Here is a 24,402-nt window from a genome sequence, read left to right as displayed (position 1 = left end):
TGTTATACTTTCAATTGTCTGTAAATACCTTGTTCTAAAGATATAAAAGTTTCTGTTCTTGTTACTCCCTTCAGCTTTTGAAGCTTGCTAAGAATCTGCATTAAGTGATCATTGTCTTTACAAAGCACTTTCAGGAAAATAGTGTAATTTCCTGTAGTATAGTGGGCCTCCACTACTTCGTTGATATCATGCAAAGACTTTACCACTTCCGGATAATGGCTTGGCTGGTCTAAAAATACACCAATGTAGGAAATCACTTTGTATCCAATTTTCTTAGGATTAAGAAATGAAATTGAATTTTCAATAACTCCTGCATGTTCGAGTTTTTTGATTCTTTGATGCACTGCAGTGGTGGAAATTCCAACATTTTTTGAAATGTGGGCTAAAGAAGTTTTAGCATTATCCATCAACATGTAGATGATTTCTTTGTCAATAGAATCTAAATGGTAGCTTGTGTTGCTCGAATTTTTCATTTTCTACTTTTTTTATTATTTATGTTTTTTTACTGTAAATTTTTAAATTTTACAAAAACCGGAAAATGATCGCTATATCCGCCTAAATACCGTGTACCAGCATAAGTTCGGAATGGCCGTCCTTCAAAATTTCTGGTTCTGCTGCTAATTTTTTCAGAATTGAATATATGAGCATCCTGAAAAACCAGCGTCTTATTATCAAGCAAAGATCTTGACATAATGATCTGATCATACAGCAATCCAGATTTATAATGAAAAGTAGAATAATTTCTTGTGGAAAACAATTGCTGAAAAGGGTTCATTAAAGCCTTCTCATCGTCATTGTCATAGAGAATTTGTACTAAATTTTCATCATCCGGGTTTTCGTTAAAATCACCACACAATATAACATGCTCTTTATCAGCATTTACAATTTTTATAATCCGTTGCCGTACTTCATTCAATATAAAGGTTCTTTTAGGTTTATTGATATCTTTTTCGCGCTTAGAGGGAAGATGGGCGATAAAGACATTAATAATTTCCCCTTTATATTTTATTTTTGAAAAAAGTACGTCTCTGGTTGTGTCGTAATTTTCTGTGTTTTTATTTACTATTTCAAAAAAGAAAGTAATGGTTTCCGAATCTATTACCTCTACTTTATTTTTATCATATAACATGGCTACATCCACTTTTCTTTCGTCCATAGAATTGTAATGTACAATTCCGTATTCCGAATTAAAGGGCTCCATCTCCACAAGATCTTCCAAAACTTTCCTTCCGGAAACTTCAGATAATCCTATTACAAATGGCAGTACACCATTATCCTCCTTCATCAACTGAAATACATGTGAGATCTTGAAGAGCTTATTTCTGTATCTCTTTTCATCCCAATTCCTTAATCCTGACCGGGTAGGATCTAATTTGTGGACAGGTTTCGGATCGGGTAAAAATAAATTTTCAACATTATAAAAAGAGAACAGCTCCATCTACACTAATTTCTATACTTTTAATTTATTATGTTCTTTTTACTTTAAGATGTAAATTTATTCTTTTTTTTCAAATTTTCGTGATTTACTTCTAAAACAGTAAATCGATTTCCAATAAAAAACAATTCAAATATAGTAAAAAATACTAATGAAATAAGTTAATATGAATTAATTTTTCAATCATCCTCTAGTTCTGATATATTTATCAAAATTGAGACAATACGCAAAATCCGGAATAATAGAAATAAATTCTCAAGTTAAAACCAAAAAAATTAATATTTTTCACTATTATTAAAAATGAAACAAAAATTATTCCATTTATCTATAACGAATGGAATTAAATATGAAACCCGAAAAAAGATAAGTTCTGACAATTTTCGATTACAATAAATCGGGACGTTTTTCCTTTGTTATTCTTACAGCTTCGTCATGCCGCCATTCTTCGATTTTTCCAAAATTTCCGCTCAGCAAGATCTTGGGAACATCCAGGCCTTTATAGCTTTCAGGCCTTGTATAGATGGGTGGTGAAAGAAGATCGTCCTGAAAACTGTCTGTTAAAGCGCTCTGTTCATCATTCAAAACTCCGGGAAGCAATCTGATAATTGAGTCTGCCAAAACACAGGCTGCGAGTTCTCCCCCGGTAAGAACGTAATCTCCGATTGAAATTTCTTTTGTAATATGAAGATCTCTTACTCTTTGGTCTATTCCTTTGTAGTGGCCGCAAAGAAAGATGAGATTTTCTTTGATGGAAAGTGAATTGGCAATTTTCTGATTCAAAGTAACGCCATCCGGTGTCAGATAAATGACTTCATCATAATTCCGTTGAGATTTAAGCTCTGAAATACATTTATCCAGCGGTTCTACCATCATTACCATTCCTGCTCCGCCCCCGTAAGGTTCATCATCAATTTGTCTGTGCTTATTGATTGCCCAGTCTCTCAAATGGTGAAAATGTACTTCTACCAGCCCTTTATCCATCGCTCTTTTCAAAATAGAAGTTTTGAAAGGACTTTCCATCAATTCCGGAAGTACGCTTATTATGTCAATTCTCATTGTAATGTTCCGTTTTTCTTAGTAGGTATAATAATTAATCTTAAAGAAGAATCTTTGTTGATATAACTCCACATCCAGTTGAAGAATATGGCCAGCTTATTTCGAACGCTCAAAATTAGCATTAAATGGAGAAACATCCAGAAATACCATGCCAGAAATCCCTGAAATTTTATAAACGGCAGATCAACAACAGCTCTGTGCTTCCCAATAGTCGCTAATGAGCCTTTATCATCATACTCGTATTCTTTCCATTCTTCCAGGCTTTTCTTTAAAATATTTTTCCCTAAATTTTTTCCCTGATTAATGGCTACGTTAGCTACCTGAGGATGCCCCTGTGGATATTTTGGTGTTTCCATATAGGCAATATCTCCGATGGCATAAATATTATCGTAACCCTGTATTTTATTATATCGATCTACAATATATCTGTTTCTTACTAATTTTTCTTCCGGAAAACCTCCTACTACATTTCCGGTAACGCCGGCTGCCCAGATCACATTGTTGGATGGTATTTCTTTTCCGCTTCTGAGATGCACTTTGTCACCATCATAATCTGTTACCACTTCTCCGCTCAAAAAAGTAACACCTAGATCTTTCAGATATTTCTCAGATTTTTCCTGGGCCTCGCTGCTCATTACAGCAAGGGGTTTTTCTGTGGAGCTTACCAGGATAATCTTCAGATGATCAAAGTTCATGTAAGGATAATCTCTTGGAAGAATGTCTTTTTTCATTTCAGCAAAAGCTCCCGCCAGTTCTACTCCGGTAGGACCGCTTCCAACGATCACAATATTCCAGTTTCCGTCATCGCTGCGGCTTTTTTCAATAATCAGTTTTTCAAAGGTCATCAGAACATGATTTCTGATACTGATGGCTTCCTGGGTATTTTTCATTCCGAAAGCTTTTCCTTCCAGATCTTTGTTTCCGAAAAAATTAGTTTTACAGCCCGTTGCAATGATGAGTTTATCGTAAGTAAATTCTGCTTCGTCGGTAATGACTTTATTGTTGGCAGGGTCTATTTCCTTCACCTCTGTCATACGGAACTGTGTGTTTCTGGATTGCTGAAAAATCTTTCTGAAGGGAAAAGAAATGTTGGAAGGTTCTATCCTTCCTGAGGCTACCTGATAAAAAAGCGGCTGAAACATATGATGGTTCATCCGGTCGAGAACAATGACCTTTTTGTTCTTGTTATTCAATGTTTTTGCAAGCTGCAGCCCCGCAAATCCTCCTCCAATAATGATGATTTTTTCGCGTGTTTCCATAATACACAAATTTACTGATTTTATTTTAGCATTTGGCAGTGAAAAAAGTTAGTTTTGCAAAACTTTATGACACCAAAAAAGTATACCAAAAAAACTGCCAAACAAGTCCATAAATCGCGACGGAAGAAGTATTTTTTCCGGAGATGGGTCATATTGGCGATTTTAATGATAGCATTAGTGGGAACAGGGCTTTACTTAAAGCAGTCCGTCAGTTATTACTATGCCTTGTACTTTAATAAATTTAAGCATAAAAAGCTTCATAACAGTGAAAAAGAGGCGGCAAGAATTCAAAGGATATTAGCCAGCAACCTTGACAAAACCTATGGCTTTGATGTTTCGCATTATCAGAACCGGGAAGATATCAAATGGGATAGCCTCAGCATCGGAAATAAAACGATTCCGCTGGAATTTGTTGTGATGCGTGCAACAATGGGAAACCGGAGTGCCGACAAGCATTTTGATGAATTCTGGGAAAGTGCCAAAAAACATGAGCTTATCAGGGGAGCCTATCATTTTTACAGAGCTGATGAAGATCCTGTGATCCAGGCCAATAATTTTTTAGAGAATGTGAAACTTGAAAGCGGAGATCTTCCTCCGATTCTTGATATTGAAAAAATTCCAAAGCGCAAAACCAACAAAAAACTGGTTGAAGACCTGAAAGTATGGTGTAAAATTGTAGAAGACGCTTATGGTGAAAAGCCCATCATCTACACCTACTACCATTATTATAAAGATTTTCTGAAAGGGGAATTTGAAGGCTACCCTTTATGGCTTGCCAATTACAATGATGTTCCGTCTCCTTCGCCTGATGATGAATGGGACTTCTGGCAATTTACAGAAAACGGAATTGTTCATGGCATTAATGCAAAAGTGGATCTGGATGTTTATAATGGAAGTTCGTGGTCATTAAAAAGACTGACACTGGATTAAATAGCTAGAAAACACATGATGTATTAATCATCTTTATTCGGATTATTGTCTCCGTTTTCATCCATTTTCACATCAATATTAATGGCTGGTGCGGCAATAGTCATTTTTTGCCAGTCACCATAAAATTCTCTTATCAATCCGGTTCTGAACAAAGCAGCACTGATTTTAATTCTGCCATCAAAATATTTCAAACACTTTTCGTTTTGGCATTGACTCCCCAGTTTTTATCGATTAGTTTTTTAGGTTAAATTGTAACCTCTTTAATATTTTGAGTTTTTCCATTTAAAAATATTTTCTGCTGATCATACTTTTAAAATTCTGTATTTTTTCCTGATAAGGATCGTATCCCGGTACTTCTATTTTTATTTTCTGCCGGGAACCTGTATTGGAAAGATCAATTGAAAATTTCCTTTTTCATCAGAGATCGTTGCTATTGATTTCTTTTCAATTCCAATTTTCACATAAGGAATCGGCTCATTTTCATTTTTAGAAATAATGGTTCCGGAAATAACCTGTGCTTTAAGGCCATAGAAGAAATAAAAAAAATAAAGCGTACAATATTTTCATGTTAAAAGTTTGAAGCAAACTTATTTATTTTTAATACGTCGCACTCTCAATACTTTATTAAATTTATTCTACGTTTTATTAGAATTACTTTAAAAATTACCAGAATTTTATAATGACGCTAAGAAGAATTTTAACACAGATTAAAGGATATTCATAACCTCTTCCCATGAATGAACTCTTTCATACGTATCATTTTCTATCAATTCATTATGAGGCTGGGTAAATATCAATCTCTGCCCTGAAAAATGATCTAAATTTTTAGGATAATCATCAATCATAACATCTCCGGCAACTACTTTTTTACTTCCACAAAGAACAATCTGTTCCCAGGTAATGAATGGAAAATGCTCTGCCAGCCAGTCATATTTTTCTCTTAAGCTGTTGGGAAACTCCATTCCGGCAGAGACAATATAGAGTTCATATTTATTATTCAGATATTCAATTGCCTCACGGCTTCCTTTCATTACAGGCAATGTTCTGAAAAAACCTACTTCATTCACGTGCTTTTTTCCATTGGGAAAAGACTCTATTTCAGGCTTACCCGCCAAATCACTGATTTCAATTTCTCTTCCTGTATCTCTTTTTTCAAATTGTACCAGCTGATGATATACATCTGCCATTACCCCGTCCATGTCGACAATTACTTTTTTCATTACTTCAATCAGATTTTGTATTATGTATTAGTATTTACAATGTACATTTCATTATGGTTAATCAAATTTACTGATTAGTTTTTTCAGACAAGGAACACAGTCTATTAAAAAATCATAAATATTCATTTTCATAAGAGAAGTTCCGGAAAGTTTTATGGTTACATTTTCGTATTTTTGCAGCTTAGTTAAAAATTAAAATCAAACTATTAATTCCCAATGAATTACGTTTCTGCAGAAAATCTTACCAAATCTTACGGCATCAAAGTTTTGTTTAAAAATATTTCTTTCCACATCAATGAAGGAGATAAAATAGCGATTGTTGCCAAAAACGGAAGTGGAAAATCTACGCTTCTGAAAATATTAATGGGTAAAGAAATTGCAGACAGCGGAACTGCGATCATTAACAAAGATATCCAGGTGGTATTATTTGACCAGGAAATCGACTTTGATCCTAAGCTCAGCATTGAAGAATTTATGATGACCCTTGATTCTGAGCCTATCCTCGCCCTTAAAAACTATCATCGATCCCTTCATTCTACAGATAATGATTTTATTGAGAAAGCATTAGCTGATATGGAAGCTCATAAAGCCTGGGACCTGGAAAATGAAATGAAACAGATTCTTTCCCAGCTTAAGATCACTGATCTGGATGCCAAAATGGGAACTCTTTCCGGAGGACAGATCAAACGTGTAGCATTGGCTAAACTTTTAACAGAAACAAGAGCTGAACACAGACATACCCTTCTTATCATGGACGAACCTACCAACCACCTGGATGTGGATATGGTAGAATGGCTTGAAAATTATCTGAACAAAGCAAAAATCACTTTATTGCTTGTAACCCACGACCGATATTTCCTTGACAGTGTTTGTGATATTATCTGGGAAATGGAGGATCAGAATCTTTACGTTCACAACGGTTCGTATGCCACTTATCTGGAGAACAAGATGATTCGTGAGGAGAATCTTAATGCTACAATTGACAAGGCCAACAACCTTTACAGAAAGGAGCTGGAGTGGATGCGAAGACAGCCAAAAGCAAGAACCACAAAATCAAAAAGCAGAATTGACGCTTTCTACGAAACGGAAAAAGTTGCCAAAACCGATACCAGAAAGGACGGACTGGAACTGGATTTTGAGATGAAGCGTCTGGGAAATAAAATTCTTGAACTCAAAAATATTGACAAGAGCTTTGGACCGAAAGTTCTTTTAAAGGATTTCAGCTACCAGTTTCAGCGTGGAGAAAAAGTGGGAATCATTGGAAAAAACGGAGCAGGAAAATCTACTCTTCTCAATATCATTCAAGGGCTTGAAAAAGCGGATAAAGGAGAAATTGAAACAGGAGAAACGATTTCTTTCGGTTATTTTGCTCAGAAAGGCCTTAGCTATAAAGAGGATGAACGTGTAATTGATTTCATCAAGGAGATTGCAGAATTTTATCCTTTAGCAAATGGAAGAAGTTTATCTGCATCACAGTTCTTAAGATTGTTTTTATTTGACGATCAGACTCAGTACTCTCCTATTTCTAAACTTTCGGGTGGTGAAAAGAGAAGACTTCACCTGATGTATATTTTGTATCAGAATCCTAACTTCCTGATTTTTGATGAGCCTACCAATGATCTTGATCTTCCAACATTAACTGTTCTTGAAAACTTCCTTCAGCAATTTCAGGGATCTTTGATTATCGTTTCCCATGACAGATATTTCATGGACAGAATTGTAGATCATGTACTGGCTTTTGAGGGTAATGGAAAAATCCGGGATTTTGTAGGGAATTTCTCAGAATACAGAGAAGCCAGAAGCCGTGAAGAAGCATTGGAAAAAAATGCAGCGGTAAAACCTGAGCCTGTAAAAGAAGTAATTTCTTCAACAGAGAATATCCAGTCTTCGAATTCTAAAAGAAAGCTCACTTTTAAAGAACAAAGAGAACTGGAAACCATTGAAAAAGAAATGCCTGAACTGGAAGAACAACGTGCTAAAATTCTGGATAAGCTCAACAATGAAGCTGATTACGAAAAGATAGCCACTCTTTCTTCTGAGCTGGAAACGGTTTCAGAAAAACTGGAGAACCACGAAATGAGATGGCTGGAACTTCAGGAAATCCTTTAATAATGATGAGTTAAAAATGATGAATTATGAACGAATTCAAAGAGTTGGAGAGTTTGAGGGTTTGAGGGTAAATGAGTTGAAAATTTATAATCACAACTACAATCAACCTTAAACTTTAAACCTTGAACCTTGAACCTTAAACTTTAAACTTTAAATTCGTTCATAATTCATGACTCACCATTTATAATTGAATGATTCTTCCTTCTTTTGCACTTTCAAGAGAAGCATCAATGATTTTCATATTCTGAATAACTTCTTTTCCGGGAGATGGTAAAGCATATCCAAAAACAATATGTTCATAAATCTGCTGGTAATAATCCATATAATTTCCGGGTTCGCTAGAGGTAAGAATTCTTTCTGTTTCAGAATCATCATTCAGAAAGTTTAAAATTCCGTCCGGTTCTTTTAGCGGCTGCGTCCATTCTTTAGCATATTCAGGAACAGCACCAGCCACCAGCTCATTTTCCTGATTATCGGTTCTTTCCTGTAAGAAAGTTCCTCTATCCCCATGAATTGCGTAGGCATAATGCCCTTCTTTACTGAAAACAGACGATTTCAGTCTTACTCTCAGATTGTTTTTATAGAATAACAGAATTTCAAAATAATCGTTAGCGAAGTCAGTTCCTTTCATAGAAAATACATCTGCAAAAAGTTTTTCAGGGTATCCAAAAAATTGTACCGCCTGATCTACAAGATGTGCTCCCAGATCGTGAAGAGATCCTGATCCCGCCTGATCAGGACTTTCTTTATGCTTTTTTCCACTGGCAGTGGTACGGAATCTGTCAAAACGGATTTCAACTTCTTTAATATTCCCTAGTTTCTTATCATTCAGAATTTTTTGAACCTGTAATAAATCCCGGTCGAATCTTCTGTTTTGATATACACTTAAAAACAATCCTTTTTCTTCTGCCAATTGTACCAGCTCTTCTGCTTCAGAAACATTTACAGTAAAGGGTTTTTCCACAATAATATTTTTTCCTGCTTCCAGTGCTTTTTTCGCGTACTCATAATGGGTCTGAACCGGAGTATTGATGATTACCAATTCCACATCAGCATGCTGAAGCATTTCTTCCACGGAACGGCAGATGGTTGCTTCGGGATATTTCTCCTTTGATTCCTCCTTACTTCTTTCCACCACAGCAGACATAAAAAATCCCGGATGTTCCTTTAAAAAGGGTGCATGGAATACTTTCCCACTCATTCCAAAGGCACAAAGCCCTGCTTTTACCAATTGCATATTATAATTTTTAACAAATATATTGATAAAAACTTCTCTATTCCCCAGTCTAAAGGAGGTATAGAAATAATTCATCCCATCAACTCTTAAAATATGATTTAAATCATAAAATTATTTTTATCTATTCTAAACAAATACTTACATTTGCGCCTTATTTAAAACTGTTCTATATAAAAATAAAATGAAAAGACAATTACTTTCTTTAGGCCTTCTATTGATCGCAGCTTCGGCAAGTTCACAGCTGAAAAATGCTGAAGCAGATACAATCAGAACTCAGACTATTGAAGATATCAACCTTCATAAAACAGGAAATCCTAACCAGGCAAGACCCTTATCGACAAAATCAAACCTGACGATAATGGAAAACCCTCAGCCCATTGCTATTGTAACCCACGAAATTATTGAGCAGCAACAGGCAAAACAATTGAGTGATGTTCTTCAGAATGTAAATGGTTTGTACATCACTTCATCCAGAGGAAATTCTCAGGACAGCTTTGGTGGGCGTGGTTTCATTTTAGGAAATGATAATATTTTTAAAAATGGTTCAAGAGTAAACAGTGGTGTTTTCCCTGAAGTAAGTGGTCTGGAAAGAGTAGAAGTTTTAAAGGGAGCCAATGCGATGCTTTTTGGGAATACAGCAGCAGGGGGTGTTATCAATATGATTACCAAAAAACCCCGGTTCAATTTTGGCGGAAGCATAGGTTTAAATGGTGGAAGCTGGAATTCTTATAAACCGACTGTTGATATCTATGGTCCATTATCCAAAAATGCTGCATTCAGAATAAATGGAGCCTATGAGCATGCTGAAAGTTTCAGAGATGTTGTAGAATCAGAGAAATATTATTTCAACCCTTCATTCTTATTTAATTTAAGTGATAAATCTCAGTTAATTGTTGAGGCAGATTATCTTAAAACTAATTTTACACCTGATTTCGGTCTTGGATCTATTACGGAAAAAGACCAAAGCTACAGATTGAATGATACCGTTTCCAGAAACACTTTCTTCGGAACTGACTGGCAATATCAAAATGTACAGCAAGCTTCTACGAATGTAACATTTAATCATCAATTTAATGAAAAATGGTCTCTGAACGCGGCTGCTTCATACCAAAACTATACTAAAGATTATTTCTCTTCTGAAAGAGTACAATGGATATATGATACCAAAGATACCACTGTAGATCCTAACAGATTATCATGGAAAAGACCTTTTGGAAAAACTTATAACGAACAAAATTATACTTCTGCACAAGTAAACATCAATGGAGAGTTCAATACAGGAAGAATCAGCCACAAAGTTTTAATTGGTGCAGATGCTGATTACAGCCAGTCAGATGCTTATGCCTATAATATTACAGCGCCCAAAAATCTCCTGTATTTAGATGACCCTTCAACATGGGGAAGTATTGATATGCCAAATTCTACCCTTAGCACAAGAAACAGAATCAACACAAGAAGAATCGGGATCTATGCACAGGATTTCATCAGCATAACAAAGCAACTAAAAGTAATTGCGGGGCTAAGATGGTCTTATATAGAAAATATGCCTACGCTGACAACCCGTTTTACATTAAATGATAAAATTGAAGTAGCAAATTCTTCAACTTCTGACAATGCGTTTTCTCCAAAAGTAGGCTTGGTATATGCTCCTAATGAAAATCTTTCAGTGTTTGCAACCTATACGAATTCTTTTGCAGCAAATGCGGGGTATACTTCAGATCAATTTGGCACGGTAAATACCAATCAATCTGCTTCAGATGTTCAACTTCAGTTAAACACTTTATCTAGACAAAGCATAAAGCCATCCACTGTTGATCAATACGAAATTGGTATTAAAAAGAATTTCTGGAACAATGCTTTAGCTGTTAACTTAACGGCTTACCAGATTATGTACAATAATTATTATCAAACATATTGGTTTGCTTCTGCTTCCAATGGAGCACCGGTAAATTCCACAGACACCAATCTTAAAGAATTTGCAGGAAATATGAGAAGCCGCGGTGTGGAACTGGACATTACAGGAAACCCTACAGAAAACTTATCTATAATCGGAGGTTTTTCTTATAACAACTCCGTTTATACTGATACTCCTGAAAAAGGATATATTGAAAACCAAAGACTGGTAAGAACACCGGCTACAACAGCAAATGCTTCTGTTTTCTATAAATTTACAAACTATGTAAAAGGGTTAAAAATCGGAGCTGGAATTTATTACATCGGAGACAGAATTGCCGGATGGAATGATACAAAATCTACCAATACCAGTAGAAATAATGTAAGCAGAATGTTTGATCTGAAAGATTACACAACTGTTTCCGTATCAGTAGGCTACGAGTGGAAAAAATTCTCCGTTCAGGGGAGAGTGGGAAACCTGTTTGATGTCGTAAACTATAACGTTCACGAGAATTATTCAGTGAATCCTATTACGCCTAGAAATTACTATTTCACATTAACATACAGACTTTAGAACTCTTTATATAATAATTCTTTATTAAAAGTGGAGATTGCATTTTTGCAGTTTCCACTTTTGAAATTTTAAACAAAAACAAAACAATAAGATATGGATAAGATTAAAGACACAAGAAGCTTCATGAGAATTACACACCGTTATCTGGGATATTTCCTTGCCGGAATTATGGCTGTATATTCATTAAGTGGAATTCTTCTGGTATACAGAGACACTGATTTTCTGAAAAGCGAAAAGAAATATGAAAAAAACATAGCGCCCAATCTTTCTGAAAAAGAATTGAAAAAAGAACTGAAAATGAAAGGTCTGGAAGTTGAAAAAACAGAAGGAAGCGTTCTTTATTTTAAACAGGGAACTTATGACAGCGCAACCGGAAAAGCCAAGTACACTAAAAAGGAACTACCTTTCGTATTGGATAAAATGGTTTCTCTTCACAAATCACAATCAAAAGATGCTATATCTCCCTTAAGCGTATTCTTTGGAGTTTCCCTTTTCTTTTTTGTAATATCAAGTTTCTGGATGTTTAATCCCAAGACAAAAGCATTCAAACGCGGAATCAAGTTTACCATTGCCGGACTTATCATTTCCGTGATTCTTTTATTTATTTAATATAATAAGAGGTCCACGAAAAGAAAAAACAACAATTTGGAATATTAACAACATGACATCTACTTTTACCATTTCCATTCCAAAAGACCAGTTTCATTTCATTTATGATTACGATATCCTCAGGTATTATGTTAAAAAATTAAATTATATCTTACTGATAACGTTAACGTTTATTTAGAAAAATTACGTAAAATTAAGAGTCTGGCACATTTATTGTTTTTTCTGTAATTCGTGAATAATAACATTTAATTATTAAAATAATAAATTATGAAAAAACTTATTTTAACAGGGATATTAGCCGTAGCAGGCTTAACAGCAACTGCCAACGCTCAGATTCAAAAAGGTAATTGGATGGTAGGAAGTAGCATCGTTGCAAGTAATTTTGGTTTAAATACAGGTGGTGGATACAACATTTCACTACAGCCAAAAGCAGCTTATTTTATTCAAGATAATGTAGCAGTTGGGGGATATGTAGATTTAGGATTTAATAAAGTAACAAATGGATCACCTACCAATTTTGTTTATAAAGTTGGTGCTCTAGGGAGATATTATGTTTCTCCAGGAGAAAAAGGAGTAGATAATCTATTACACCATGGAAGATGGTTCTTCGAAGGTAACTTAGGTGTTGGAGGTACTTCTACTGAAGGTTCTAACTCTACAACTGGTTTAGATTTTGGAGCAGGACCTGGTTACTCATACTTCATTACTCCAAACATTGGTGTTGAAGGTTTAGTAAAATATAATGGTGTTGCAGGATTTGGTAGCGAGGGATTAACTTCTACTTTAACTTTCAACGTAGGATTTAGCATTTATTTACCAACTTCAAAAGGTAAGCAAATCATCAACGACGTTAAGTAATCACTGAAATACTTATAAAAAATGAAAGCGCCCCGGAAATAAATTCCGGGGCGCTTTTCGTACAAATTAAAACTAAACTATAAAAAATCAAATAAATCATGGATTAGGCTGGGGCGTGTATCTCAAATATGGTTTTATTTCCGTTACCCCTTTTGGGAACATTTTTCGTGCATCTTCTGTAGAAACGGTAGGCGGAATAATAACATCCTCACCATTTTCCCAATTAACAGGTGTGGCCACGCGATACTTATCCACCAACTGTAAAGAATCCAGCACCCTGAGGATTTCGTTAAAATTCCTTCCTGTAGAGGCCGGATAGGTAATAATCAGTCTTACTTTTTTTAAAGGATCAATAATCAAAAGAGAACGTACCGTAGCTGTAGCTGATGCATTGGGATGAATAAAATCATACAGTTCCGAAACTTTTCTGTCTTTATCAGCAATAATTGGAAACTTAACAGTGGTATTCTGAGTTTCATTAATATCTTTCACCCAGTTCTGATGGTCTTCTACCCCATCTACACTCAGAGCAATCACTTTTGTATCTCTGGCTTCAAATTCAGACTGCAATTTTGCGGTATACCCCAATTCTGTAGTACATACCGGCGTATAATCTGCAGGGTGCGAAAACAAAATCCCCCAGGAATCTCCAAGATAATTATAAAAATTAATATCACCTACTGACGACTCTGCCTGGAAGTTGGGTGCTGTATCTCCTAGTTTGATTGACATAATATTTCCTCTTTATAGTCTACAAATTTAGTAGACTTTTTGGAACTGGCAAATTTTTTGATGAAAATTTATATATTTAACTAAAATTTTATTCATGGAGAAAACCGGATTAAGGTATCTAGATGTTGTTTATAAGGTATTGGAAAATTGGTACATCACATTCGCTGAACTTACCCCAAAGCTGATTGTTGGGATTTTAGTATTTACATTCTTCCTAATCAGCAGTAAATATTTAAGTAAAGGTGCTGTCAAATTATTTCACAAATTTTTCCCGAAAAGTCAAAAAGAGAGTTCATTAGTAACCTTAATCAGCATATTCAGATTTCTGATCATGCTAATGGGAACCTTTATTGCTCTTGAAATAATGGGTTTCAGCGGTTTTCTCTGGAAATTTATCGGAAGCTTAGGAGTTGCAGGGGTTATTGCAGGGGTTGCCCTGAAAGACCTTGTTTCTAGTATTTTCTCGGGAATGCTGATCGGAATCGATAAAGCATTTAAGGCAGGAGATTATATTACCATCGGAGCACACTCGGGAACAGTACAGGAAATTGGTTTTTTAACCACGAAAATTCTTACTGATGACGGAAAGAAAGCTTACATCCCCAATCAGGTTATTTTCAATGCTCCATTTTACAATATTACCGCTTCGCCACAACGCAGGGTTATTTTAAATTTTGAGATTCCTGCTGATGAAGATATCAGCAAAGCACAGAAAGGAATTCTTGATGTGGTTAAAAATCTTGATAATGTGGATAAGTTAGACACGGTAGAAGTAATTTTTACAGATTTGAAACAGGGATCATTTAATCTTCAGGTAAAGTTCTGGATAAAAGTAGGAGCTAATCTGGCTCAGATAAAAAGTAAGGCTTATCTGAACATTAAAGAGCGTTTTGATACTGATAAAATTCAGCTGGTGACTCCTACAAGCATCAGCATTACAGCAGGAGAAAATACCGTATCAGAAAATCTTGACAAATAAAAACCGCTTTTTAAAAGCGGTTTTTATTTTATTTGCTGATAATAAGTTTCTCTATATACTTCTTTCCATTCTGAACATTAACACTTACCAGATAGGTTCCGGCAGGAATATCAAGTACCTGAATTTTTACGAAACCTTTCAGATATCCTGTTTTTAATACCCTCCCTGAACTGTCCATCAGGCTGTACTGAGCCGTATCAGCTTCATCATCAAGCCTGATATTCACTTCCTCACGAGAAGGATTAGGATAAACAGCAAAACGACTAGCCTTTAGTTCTTTTTTTACAGTCAAAGCACTTTTAGTTATGGAAAAATTAGTTGTATTTACAGCATAATATATATTTCCAACAGCTTTTACCATAATTCTTGCGACACCTATATTTTCATTGGGGAAGTTCACTACAGCAGAACCATTGTTAGGAACACTGTCAGCAAGAACAGTATCAAAGTGATAGCCTCCGTCTTTAGAAAGAAGAATGGTAACATACCTTGTATTTACAGCTCCGGTATTCGTACCTGCTACATCCCATTTTACGGTATTAGGGCCTGCAGTGTATGAACTTCCCATATGTGATGTCACTTTAAACGGACCGGCATTCGTTACAGTTACTACCATGGCATCACGGGCAGTTTGATTTCCAGTTGCTCTGTTATCATTAACAAGCAGGGAGAAGTTCAGTGTTCTTGCAACATGAGGGGTAACTTCCCATATCGGAGTTAAATTATTAGATAGAACGGCTGACAGATGAGGAAAATATCTCATGTTCTCTGTTTTTGGCAATCTCGACCTATATACAGGGCCTGCAACATTGGAAGCCAGAGGCGGCTGCGTATTGTTCCGGCTATCATATTGCTCCCATAAATAGGTAAGCGGATCATTGTCAGGATCTGTTCCCTGCCCTGTCAGTACAAATGCAGTTCCTTTGGGAATAGAATAATCCAGACCAGCATTGGCTGTTGGAATCCTGTTAGTCATCCGTCTTTTTACAGAACAATCTGTATCTCTTGAAATTGAATAATACATTTCTCTTACACTGGCAGCATGAAAATACGGATCACTATGCGGCTGGATGCTGTTCCCCCCGCATATTCCAGCATATCCCATAATGGTACTGCCGCTTCCCGGCTCATACGCCGTTCTGTTATTTACATTTCCTTTGCACGCTACAGTATTAGCTCTGAAGGTATGATTGGCTCCAAACTGATGTCCCATTTCATGAGCCACATAGTCGATATTAAAAGGATCATTGATGGGAGTACCGGATCCTGTAACTCCTTGTGCTTTCAATTGGGAACATATAACCCGCAGCCCTGCAATACCGCCACTGTTGACTCCAAAAACATGACCTATATTATAATGTGCAAATCCTATCACATTATTGATATTCTTTACATTCTCATTAAGCATCTTATCCTCATCTCCATTGGTGTAGGGATCAGTTGCCGGATTTCTGTAAATAAGAAGATGATTATTGGCAACCATGACCATTGTAACGGCAATCGTCTTTTCATACACTCCGTTTACTCTTGTCATCGTTGTAGCCATTGCCGCCATTGCTCCATGTATTGTACCTCCATGATATTGGGTATATTCTCCAGTAGCGGCTAATGCCAGTTTATATGTTCTGAAAACCCCGTCTGAAACCATAGGTCTTCCGGCCAATGTACCACTCAAAGGCGGGTCAGTATCCAAAAGCTTATCGGCATCTTCCTCTATACCGCATTGAAAAGGGACTGAACTTTCCGGAAGATCTTTTCTCCTGTAACAAATAAAAGATTTATTATCTCTGGTAAAGGCATCAAGATAACTCACATCCCATCCGTTAAAATACATTACACTGATCCCTGTTTCCTGACTGATACTGAATCTGATCGTATTTTCCGGATTACTTTTCTGCCAACCTGTATAGGAACGGATGTCTGAAAATCTTTTCTGAAGCTCAGGCTCCATTACAGAAGCTTCCTGTACAATATAATCATGAAACTCTCCGCCAGCATCCGGAAATTTCAGAACTAAACCGTAATTCTCAGAAAATCGTGCGGGAGCTTTTTTCAGATCTTCCTTTATCTTTTCAAGATCCAGATGATATAGCGAAAAGACTTTAGGCATAATGTTTCTGGGTGCTAGTTCTTTTCCATCCTCCCTTTCGGCTACTCTCCAGTAATTCTGCTGCCCGAAACTTAATACAGCAGCCAGCATGCTGAAAAAAATAAATGTTTTGTTTTTCATAGATTTTCAATTATTTGTGTTAAACAATTTTTATGTTCTGCATAAAGCATTTAAATACAAAATAAATAGCTCTTTGCAGGTCTTAAAATTTCTTATAAATACGACATTCACAAATAAATACAACCAATTAAGAATAAAAAACATTTTTATTGATAAATTAATTTAATTATATAGCAGAATTAATAATGTATATTTTTAATTTTACAATAGCATCATATTTTTATGAATTTAAAATGGACTATAGATTCTCCAAAATCTTCAATTTTATCCGCAAAAAGGTATTCAGCTCCACTTTTTTACATTCTATTTTCAAAAATTTATTATTTTCAGAAAACAAATAACCACAAAAAAACCGCTCCAAAAAATGGAACGGTTTCTATTTTATTTAAAAATTTTAGATTAAGCTAAAACTTCTTTTACTTTATTGGCAGCTTCTTCTAAAGTAATTGCAGAGTGTACCGGAAGACCAGACTCGTCAATTAATTTTTTAGCTTCTACAGCGTTAGTTCCCTGTAATCTTACGATCAATGGAACCGGAAGGCTACCCATAGCTTTGTAAGCATCTACAACTCCCTGAGCAACTCTGTCACATCTTACAATACCTCCGAAGATGTTGATCAGGATCGCTTTTACGTTTGGATCTCTTAAGATGATTCCGAAAGCAGTCTGTACTCTCTGAGCATCTGCAGTACCACCCACATCAAGGAAGTTTGCAGGGTTACCACCTGATAATTTGATGATATCCATAGTTGCCATTGCAAGACCTGCTCCGTTTACCATACAAGCAACGTTACCGTCTAGTTTTACGAAGTTAAGACCCGCTTCACCAGCTTCTACATCCATTGGATCTTCTTCTCTTGTATCTCTAAGCTCCGCTAAGTCTTTGTGACGGAACAATGAGTTGTCATCTAAAGTTACTTTAGCATCTACAGCGATAATCTTGTTATCAGAAGTTTTTAATACCGGGTTGATTTCGAAAAGAGAAGCATCAATTCCTGTATAAGCATTGTAAAGAGATGAAATAAATTTCACAAATTCTTTGAATGCATTTCCTTCAAGACCCAGGTTGAAAGCAATTTTTCTAGCCTGGAATCCCTGAAGACCGATAGCCGGATCAATCAATTCATTGTGGATCAAATGAGGAGTTACTTCAGCAACGTGCTCGATATCCATACCTCCTTCAGTAGAATATACGATTGTATTCTTCCCTTCAGCTCTGTCTAAAAGAATAGAAACATAAAATTCTTTAGTTTCAGATTCTCCAGGATAATAAACATCTTCTGCAATCAAAACAGAGTGTACTTTTTTACCTTCAGCAGAAGTTTGTGGGGTTACCAACTGCATTCCGATGATATTCTGAGCGTTTTCTTTAAGTTTATCCATATTTGGAGAAAACTTAACACCCCCACCTTTACCACGACCACCCGCGTGAATCTGTGCTTTTACAACCCAAGCCTGTGCTCCGGTTTCAGCAGTCAATTTTTCAGCAGCTGCTACAGCTTCATCTACGTTGTTTGCTACGAAACCACGTTGGATAGCTACTCCATACTTTGATAAAATCTCTTTTGATTGATACTCGTGAAGATTCATATTATTTTTATTATTTTATTTTAATATTTAAAGGTTGACAAATTTACTAAAAAGACACGGAAGTTCAAGTTTATTGACTTAAAAATTAAAGTCTGACTGACTTGATTTTTAACATATCTATCTATTTTCCCCTATTCTTCCGCTAATTTCTCAGATTGAAGAGATTGAATGTTCGTATTAACCGTCTTCTTCTGTGAATTTTCATTCTTACATTCTGTTTTTAGCAAAATAAAAGATCAGCATTCCCCAGCTCAGGATCATCATCAGACCTCCAAGCGGAGTGATTGGGCCTAAAAATTTAAGGTTCACTCCCAGATAATCCTGCATGCTCAGGAAATAGATGCTTACAGAAAATAAAAGTGTTCCCGTAATCATTAAAATGGAAGTCCATTTTTCAGCAGAAGTTTCAAATTTTAAGATATAACCGATGATCAGCAGGAAAAAAGCTGCATACATCTGATACCTTACTCCTGTTTCAAAACTTTCCAGCCTTTCCACAGCTAATATTTTCTTTAAAGCATGTGCTCCGAATGCACCCAGGATTACAGACACCATTCCGTAAACCGCTCCAAAAATTAATGTGATTGTTTTCATTTTATAACTCTTCTAATTCTAGGGTTAAATATTTTTTTGTTTTATAATTCTGCCATACCCCAACGATTTTGCTTCCTTTCAGATCGGCTTCTATTAAGGCCCTTGGTATCCATTCCTTAAGTTCCTCACTGTGATAATCATCTTCTGTGATGAAAAAATGGTCATGAACAAATTCTCCTCTCCAGTTGATTGGTTTTTTGTTCTTGTCATACCAATAAGTGGCTGAAAAGGAATCATCCTCATTAATTTCGCTAAACAAAACCGTAATAGGATATTTTCCGTCAATTTTTCCTTTATATAATTTATTTCCTGGACCTGTCTGCCCAATCTTTTCAGAACCTGATATCAGATTCTTACCATAAATACTCAGGTATTTCTCAAGTTCTTTATAGGTAAATTCCAGCTCGTGACTTCCCAAATCGTCCAATGCCCGCATGGCATGATTGGAACATCTACCTGCTACAAAAGTCAACTTATCCTTTCCAAAGTAATATCTGATACCGGCTAAAGTATGTTCCGTAAAACAGTCTTCATACATAGCGATCTGATCTTGAGTTTCCTCTTCAGGATTTTTCTCAGCTTTCAGTGTAACAAGAAAATCAGAAATTCTTTTTTTTACTCTTTTCTGAATAATTCCCTCAACAGTTTTCACTGAACCGGGTTGAAATAAATCTTTGGCATTAATAAAGTTTCCTGTTCTCAGATCAAAATTCTTCCAGATCAGAAAACCTTCCGGATAAGCACCTGAAGCTTCACCATCTATGGCAATACTAAGAATATTCTTAGGTGTTTCAATCTTATTCCAACTATAGAAATAAACATAGTTGGAATAAGAGTTTGTGGCTGTAGAAGCCAGTTTAAAAGGATTTCCACCTGAATTCGGAACATATTCCAGTTCATTGACCTGAAGAAATGTATTGATCTTATGGGCTACTGCAGGATTTCCTGTGTAAGTAACCACAGGAAACACGAAGTTTTCAGATTTAGGCTGCAGATCATTTATCTTTACATCTTTATACTGCGAAAAACTTAAACCAGAAATCAATAAGAAAAATACAATACTTTTTTTCACTATTTTGATTTTAAGTACATTAAAATGAACTTGGCAACCAATGTAGAAATTCCCAGTATGATAAACATATTGGCGAACTTCTTGGAGCTTCTGAAACCTTCATTGTCTGTTTTCTTCAGAAAAAATCCAAAAAGGAGAAATACTATGGGCAAAATGATCTGTAACATTAGTTCCCTCTCATTCTGTTAAATTCATTGATCACCTCGTGATGACTTACCGTCTTATCTTTAAAATAAGTCACAAAATGCAGTTTTTCTTCTTCTGTAGCGCCCAGTTGGTTCAGGATATTCAATAAGTGCATTTTCATATGCCCTTTCTGAATTCCTGTTGTTACGAGAGAACGTAAAGCACCAAAGTTTTGCGCAAGACCTGAAACTGCAAGAATACTCATTAGTTCCTGCGCAGAAGGTTTTCCAAGCAGCGCTAAGGAGAATTTTACCAAAGGGTGAAGGTTGGTAAGTCCACCTACTACTCCTACGGAAATTGGAAGATCTATCCAGAATCTGAAAACGCCGTTATCTGTAGTACAGTGGGTCAGAGATCTGTACTGTCCGTCTTTTGCCGCATAAGCATGAGCACAGGCTTCTGTAGCTCTGAAATCATTTCCGGTAGCAATTACAACGGCATCTACACCGTTCATTACTCCTTTATTGTGAGTGGTTGCACGGTAAGGTTCAATTTCTGCAATGGTGACTGCCTGTTTGAATTTAGAAGCAAATTCTTCAGGAGAAATTCCGCTATCGTCTTTTAAGTCTTCAATTTTACAGGAAACCTCAGCCCTTACGATACAGTCCGGTGTAAAGTTGGAAAGAATATTCATCACAATCTGTAGTGAATTCTTTTCTTCCTGGGTAAAATCTTCACTGGTAGCAACTTCCTGTCTCAGCGTTTTTCCGAACTGTTCAAGACATGAGTTGATAAAATTAGCTCCCATTGAATCTACTGTATCGAAGCTTGCTTTCAGTTGATAATAATTCGGCATTTCTGCGGTTTTATCCACCAGGCTGATATTTAAGATCCCACCTCCACGTTTTCTCATGTTGGCTGTGATATCTTCTGTTGTTTCGAATAATTTTTTCTTTAAACTGAAATTAAAGAAATGTAATAATTTGTGAGGTTCCACATTAAAAATAAAGTGGGTGTGTCCCAGTTTTTCAGTATTGATAATGGTTGTTTTGAAACCTCCTTTATCAATCCAGAATTTTGCAGCTTTGGAAGCAGCAGCTACCACTGAACTTTCTTCAACAGCCATTGGCAGTGCCAGCAGTTTTCCATCGATTAAAAAGTTCGGAGCAATTCCGTACGGCATATAAAAATTGGAGATGGTATTTTCAGAAAACTCTTCGTGAAGCTTCTGAAGGTCTGCATCATCATTCCAGTATTGTTTTAATATATTTTGATATTCCTGGTTTCCTTCCAGATATTCGTTTACGAGCCATTCGATTTTCCCCTGCTTTGGAAGCTTGGAAAAACCTTCTATTGGTTTATGATTCATGATATAAACTTTAATGAGCCGTAAATATAATGATTTTGAGACTCTTTTTTGTTGATAACTTCTATGAAAAAAGGTTGACATTTATCAATTTTGGAACTAAATTTGAACAAAATTAAATAACACTTCAGATACAAAACATATCAAATTATTTTAAATATGAATTTTGACCGTCTTAAAGAAAAGCTCGAAATCCTTGCTGATGCAGCAAAATATGATGTTTCCTGTTCATCAAGCGGAGGCACGAGAAAGAATAAAAAAGGAGCGTTAGGAGACAGTTCTGCAAGCGGGATTTGTCATACCTATACAGAAGACGGAAGATGTGTTTCCCTGCTTAAAATTCTGTTGACCAATCATTGTATCTACGATTGTGCCTACTGTGTTTCCAGAAGTTCTAATGATATCAAAAGAGCCGCCTTTACGGTAGAAGAAGTGGTAGATCTTACCATCAATTTTTACCGCAGAAACTATATTGAAGGTTTATTTCTGAGCTCAGGAATTTTCAAAAATGCAGACACTACAATGGAAAGATTGGTAAGGGTTGCTAAAAAGCTGCGTCTGGAAGAGAACTTTAATGGGTATATTCATTTGAAATCTATTCCGGGAGCAAGTGATGATCTGATGCAGGAAGCGGCTTTATATGCAGACCGTTTATCCGTCAACATTGAAATTCCTACGGAAAGCGGATTGAAATTGCTGGCTCCTGAAAAAAACAGACAGGATATGATCAGCCCTATGCGGTATATTCAAAAAGGAATTATTCAATATAAGGATGAAAAGAAAATTCTGAAAAAAGTTCCCAAGTTTGCTCCGGCAGGACAGTCTACCCAGATGATCGTGGGAGCAACCAATGAAAATGACTTACAGATCATTAAAGTTGCGGATCATTTTTATAAAAACTTTAATCTGAAAAGAGTCTATTATTCCGGGTATGTTCCGGTTTTGGAAGACCAGAGACTGCCTTCTTTAACCACGGAAGTTCCAATGTTAAGGGAAAACCGTCTGTATCAGTCGGATTGGCTGATGAGATTTTATGGTTTTAAAGCGGAAGAGATTTTAGATCCGAATGTTCCTTTCCTTGACCTGGAAGTAGATCCGAAATTAAGCTGGGCATTGCGAAATCTTCATCAGTTTCCGATTAACCTTCAGACCGCCGAATATCAGTTGATTTTAAGAATTCCCGGGATTGGAGTAAAAACAGCCCAAAAGATTGTCAGTGCCAGACGTTTTCAAATTTTGACCATGGATCATTTGAAAAAACTGGGAGCGGCTGTTAACCGGGCAAAATATTTCATTGATTTCAATGCAGGAAATGCTTATCTGAAATATTTAACGGATAAAAACTTCAGAAAGCTGCTGATAGGTGGAAGTTCGTCAAAGTTTCATAATCAGTTTTCACAACAGCTGACTTTATTTTGATTCTGATATTAAACACAAATATGTTCACGAATGGCCACTAATTTATTACTTCGACTTAACAGCACATTTGTCATTCTGACGAAGGAAGAATCTCTTCAATGCTCACTGGTACACAACCTGTGTACAGAATGACAAACCAATTAAATTTTAATTAAAAACATGACAACTCTACTCTACGATGGCAGCTTTGAAGGCCTTTTTACTGCGATATTTGAAGTTTTCGAATACCGTTATAAGGATGTGGAGATTGCCAATAGAGACAGGTTTCATCAGGAAAATATTTTCGCAGAGATGCATGAAGTCATTACCCAACCGGATAAATCTGAAAGGGTTCTGAATAAACTGGAACAGAATATTGGAAAGCAGGGCATTTATCAACTTTTAAAAGTTTTTTTATCCGAAGATCCAAATCTGGAAAACCTCATCTTATCTGCGGTAAGGCAGTCTGTAAAACATCCGCAAAACAATATTCTGGAAAACTTTGCCGATTCTGATGTTTTAAAAATTTCAAAAATCTGCAAATCCGTGGATAGGGAAAGACACAGAATGACAGCTTTTGTGCGCTTTGAAAAAATGCAGGATGGTGTTTTTTTCTCCAAAACAGACCCCGACTTCAATGTTCTTCCTTTGATCAGAAAACATTTTAAAAACCGGTATCAGGATCAGAAATGGATGATCTATGATCTGCGAAGAAACTACGGACTTCTTTATGATCTGGACACCTGTGATTTTTTCTACCCTGATGAAAAAATTGACCTCCATCATTATCAGCAGAATTTTCATGATGAAGAAAAAAGTTATCAGGTGCTTTGGCAGCGATATTTTACAAAAACCAACATTGTAGAACGAAAAAATATGAAGCTCCATATTCAACATGTACCAAAAAGATACTGGAAATATCTGACGGAAAAATGGTAACCGCATTCTCAAAAATTTATAATATTTCCGTTGATTAAGCTGATTTATGAATCTAAATTTTGATTCAAAATCTCATATTGTGGATAACTTTTTATTTCGGCTAAAAAACAGATCATTTTAAGTTGTTTTCTGAAGTAAATTACTTAACACTCTCATTTTATAACAGATATAATTCACATTCATGTAAAATTCATAT

General features: G+C 35.9%; 22 protein-coding genes. 8 read left to right on the top strand and 14 right to left on the bottom strand.

The annotated features are described in order from the left end of the window. Positions 1–2: 2 nt before the first annotated feature. The 4 genes from C8D70_RS16270 to C8D70_RS16255 form a co-directional block, all read right to left on the bottom strand. Entirely contained in the window at positions 3–473 is a 471-nt protein-coding gene (locus C8D70_RS16270; protein ID WP_002976659.1) for an Lrp/AsnC ligand binding domain-containing protein, read from the bottom strand. Between the two features lie 29 nt (positions 474–502). Beyond that, the gene (locus tag C8D70_RS16265; protein WP_110368010.1) at positions 503–1,438 is read right to left on the bottom strand and encodes an endonuclease/exonuclease/phosphatase family protein; all 936 of its coding nucleotides are present in this window, start codon (positions 1,436–1,438) and stop codon (positions 503–505) included. A gap of 381 nt (positions 1,439–1,819) precedes the next feature. After that, positions 1,820–2,491: a tRNA (guanosine(37)-N1)-methyltransferase TrmD gene (trmD, locus tag C8D70_RS16260; RefSeq protein WP_076595813.1), complete on the bottom strand. Its 672-nt coding sequence runs from the start codon at positions 2,489–2,491 to the stop codon at positions 1,820–1,822. Further along, on the bottom strand, positions 2,488–3,750 hold the full coding sequence (locus C8D70_RS16255) for an NAD(P)/FAD-dependent oxidoreductase (protein WP_076595812.1): 1,263 nt from the start codon (positions 3,748–3,750) through the stop codon (positions 2,488–2,490). The genes trmD and C8D70_RS16255 overlap by 4 nt, the downstream gene beginning before the upstream one ends. A gap of 66 nt (positions 3,751–3,816) precedes the next feature. On the opposite strand from C8D70_RS16255, the gene C8D70_RS16250 reads away from it, so the two are divergent. Continuing rightward, positions 3,817–4,680 (top strand): glycoside hydrolase family 25 protein, encoded by an 864-nt coding sequence (locus C8D70_RS16250; RefSeq protein WP_076595811.1) that lies wholly within the window; start codon positions 3,817–3,819, stop codon positions 4,678–4,680. Positions 4,681–4,703: 23 nt separating this feature from the next. Here the strand turns inward: C8D70_RS16250 and C8D70_RS20890 are convergent, their stop codons facing one another. The 3 genes from C8D70_RS20890 to C8D70_RS16240 all read right to left on the bottom strand — a co-directional run bounded on the left by C8D70_RS20890 (position 4,704) and on the right by C8D70_RS16240 (position 5,900). Beyond that, entirely contained in the window at positions 4,704–4,871 is a 168-nt protein-coding gene (locus tag C8D70_RS20890) for a hypothetical protein (protein WP_181416148.1), read from the bottom strand. A 171-nt stretch (positions 4,872–5,042) separates the two neighbouring features. Next, positions 5,043–5,177: a hypothetical protein gene (locus C8D70_RS21330; RefSeq protein ID WP_410493714.1), complete on the bottom strand. Its 135-nt coding sequence runs from the start codon at positions 5,175–5,177 to the stop codon at positions 5,043–5,045. Positions 5,178–5,387: 210 nt separating this feature from the next. Next, the gene (locus C8D70_RS16240; protein WP_110368008.1) at positions 5,388–5,900 is read right to left on the bottom strand and encodes a 5' nucleotidase, NT5C type; all 513 of its coding nucleotides are present in this window, start codon (positions 5,898–5,900) and stop codon (positions 5,388–5,390) included. Between the two features lie 216 nt (positions 5,901–6,116). Here C8D70_RS16240 and C8D70_RS16235 point away from each other — a divergent pair, with 216 nt between their 5' ends. Then, entirely contained in the window at positions 6,117–8,009 is a 1,893-nt protein-coding gene (locus tag C8D70_RS16235; protein ID WP_110368007.1) for an ABC-F family ATP-binding cassette domain-containing protein, read from the top strand. A 181-nt stretch (positions 8,010–8,190) separates the two neighbouring features. On the opposite strand, the gene C8D70_RS16230 is transcribed toward C8D70_RS16235, so the two are convergent. Next, positions 8,191–9,246 (bottom strand): Gfo/Idh/MocA family oxidoreductase, encoded by a 1,056-nt coding sequence (locus C8D70_RS16230; protein ID WP_110368006.1) that lies wholly within the window; start codon positions 9,244–9,246, stop codon positions 8,191–8,193. Positions 9,247–9,427: 181 nt separating this feature from the next. Here C8D70_RS16230 and C8D70_RS16225 point away from each other — a divergent pair, with 181 nt between their 5' ends. From C8D70_RS16225 to C8D70_RS16215, 3 genes are all read left to right on the top strand, one after another. Further along, positions 9,428–11,713 carry a TonB-dependent siderophore receptor gene (locus C8D70_RS16225; protein ID WP_110368005.1) on the top strand — a complete coding sequence of 762 codons (2,286 nt, stop codon included), beginning with the start codon at positions 9,428–9,430 and terminating at the stop codon, positions 11,711–11,713. A 93-nt stretch (positions 11,714–11,806) separates the two neighbouring features. Then, positions 11,807–12,322, top strand: coding sequence for a hypothetical protein (locus C8D70_RS16220; RefSeq protein ID WP_076595806.1), 516 nt, complete (start codon positions 11,807–11,809; stop codon positions 12,320–12,322). A gap of 267 nt (positions 12,323–12,589) precedes the next feature. Then, positions 12,590–13,180 (top strand): hypothetical protein, encoded by a 591-nt coding sequence (locus C8D70_RS16215; protein ID WP_076595805.1) that lies wholly within the window; start codon positions 12,590–12,592, stop codon positions 13,178–13,180. A 96-nt stretch (positions 13,181–13,276) separates the two neighbouring features. On the opposite strand, the gene C8D70_RS16210 is transcribed toward C8D70_RS16215, so the two are convergent. Continuing rightward, positions 13,277–13,912: a peroxiredoxin gene (locus C8D70_RS16210; RefSeq protein WP_076595804.1), complete on the bottom strand. Its 636-nt coding sequence runs from the start codon at positions 13,910–13,912 to the stop codon at positions 13,277–13,279. A 94-nt stretch (positions 13,913–14,006) separates the two neighbouring features. On the opposite strand from C8D70_RS16210, the gene C8D70_RS16205 reads away from it, so the two are divergent. After that, the gene (locus tag C8D70_RS16205; protein ID WP_076595803.1) at positions 14,007–14,891 is read left to right on the top strand and encodes a mechanosensitive ion channel family protein; all 885 of its coding nucleotides are present in this window, start codon (positions 14,007–14,009) and stop codon (positions 14,889–14,891) included. 28 nt (positions 14,892–14,919) lie between these two features. Here C8D70_RS16205 and C8D70_RS16200 read toward each other — a convergent pair whose 3' ends face one another. From C8D70_RS16200 to C8D70_RS16175, 5 genes are all read right to left on the bottom strand, one after another. Next, positions 14,920–17,121 (bottom strand): reprolysin-like metallopeptidase, encoded by a 2,202-nt coding sequence (locus tag C8D70_RS16200; protein ID WP_110368004.1) that lies wholly within the window; start codon positions 17,119–17,121, stop codon positions 14,920–14,922. Positions 17,122–17,520: 399 nt separating this feature from the next. Then, complete coding sequence (sucC, locus tag C8D70_RS16190) at positions 17,521–18,711, bottom strand: ADP-forming succinate--CoA ligase subunit beta (RefSeq protein ID WP_045500844.1); 1,191 nt, start codon at positions 18,709–18,711, stop codon at positions 17,521–17,523. A gap of 207 nt (positions 18,712–18,918) precedes the next feature. Next, complete coding sequence (locus C8D70_RS16185; protein ID WP_076595801.1) at positions 18,919–19,305, bottom strand: DUF423 domain-containing protein; 387 nt, start codon at positions 19,303–19,305, stop codon at positions 18,919–18,921. A gap of 1 nt (position 19,306) precedes the next feature. Beyond that, complete coding sequence (locus C8D70_RS16180) at positions 19,307–20,377, bottom strand: hypothetical protein (RefSeq protein WP_110368003.1); 1,071 nt, start codon at positions 20,375–20,377, stop codon at positions 19,307–19,309. Between the two features lie 166 nt (positions 20,378–20,543). Beyond that, the gene (locus C8D70_RS16175; protein ID WP_110368002.1) at positions 20,544–21,872 is read right to left on the bottom strand and encodes a hydroxymethylglutaryl-CoA reductase, degradative; all 1,329 of its coding nucleotides are present in this window, start codon (positions 21,870–21,872) and stop codon (positions 20,544–20,546) included. 156 nt (positions 21,873–22,028) lie between these two features. Here C8D70_RS16175 and C8D70_RS16170 point away from each other — a divergent pair, with 156 nt between their 5' ends. Next, the gene (locus tag C8D70_RS16170) at positions 22,029–23,288 is read left to right on the top strand and encodes a putative DNA modification/repair radical SAM protein (protein ID WP_110368001.1); all 1,260 of its coding nucleotides are present in this window, start codon (positions 22,029–22,031) and stop codon (positions 23,286–23,288) included. Between the two features lie 159 nt (positions 23,289–23,447). Continuing rightward, on the top strand, positions 23,448–24,206 hold the full coding sequence (locus C8D70_RS16165; protein WP_110368000.1) for a TIGR03915 family putative DNA repair protein: 759 nt from the start codon (positions 23,448–23,450) through the stop codon (positions 24,204–24,206). The last annotated feature ends 196 nt before the right edge of the window (positions 24,207–24,402 follow it).

It is taken from the genome of Chryseobacterium sp. CBTAP 102 (assembly GCF_003201365.1).
Taxonomy (GTDB): Bacteria; Bacteroidota; Bacteroidia; order Flavobacteriales; family Weeksellaceae; genus Chryseobacterium; species Chryseobacterium candidae.
This window is presented reverse-complemented; position numbering and strand designations above follow the sequence as displayed.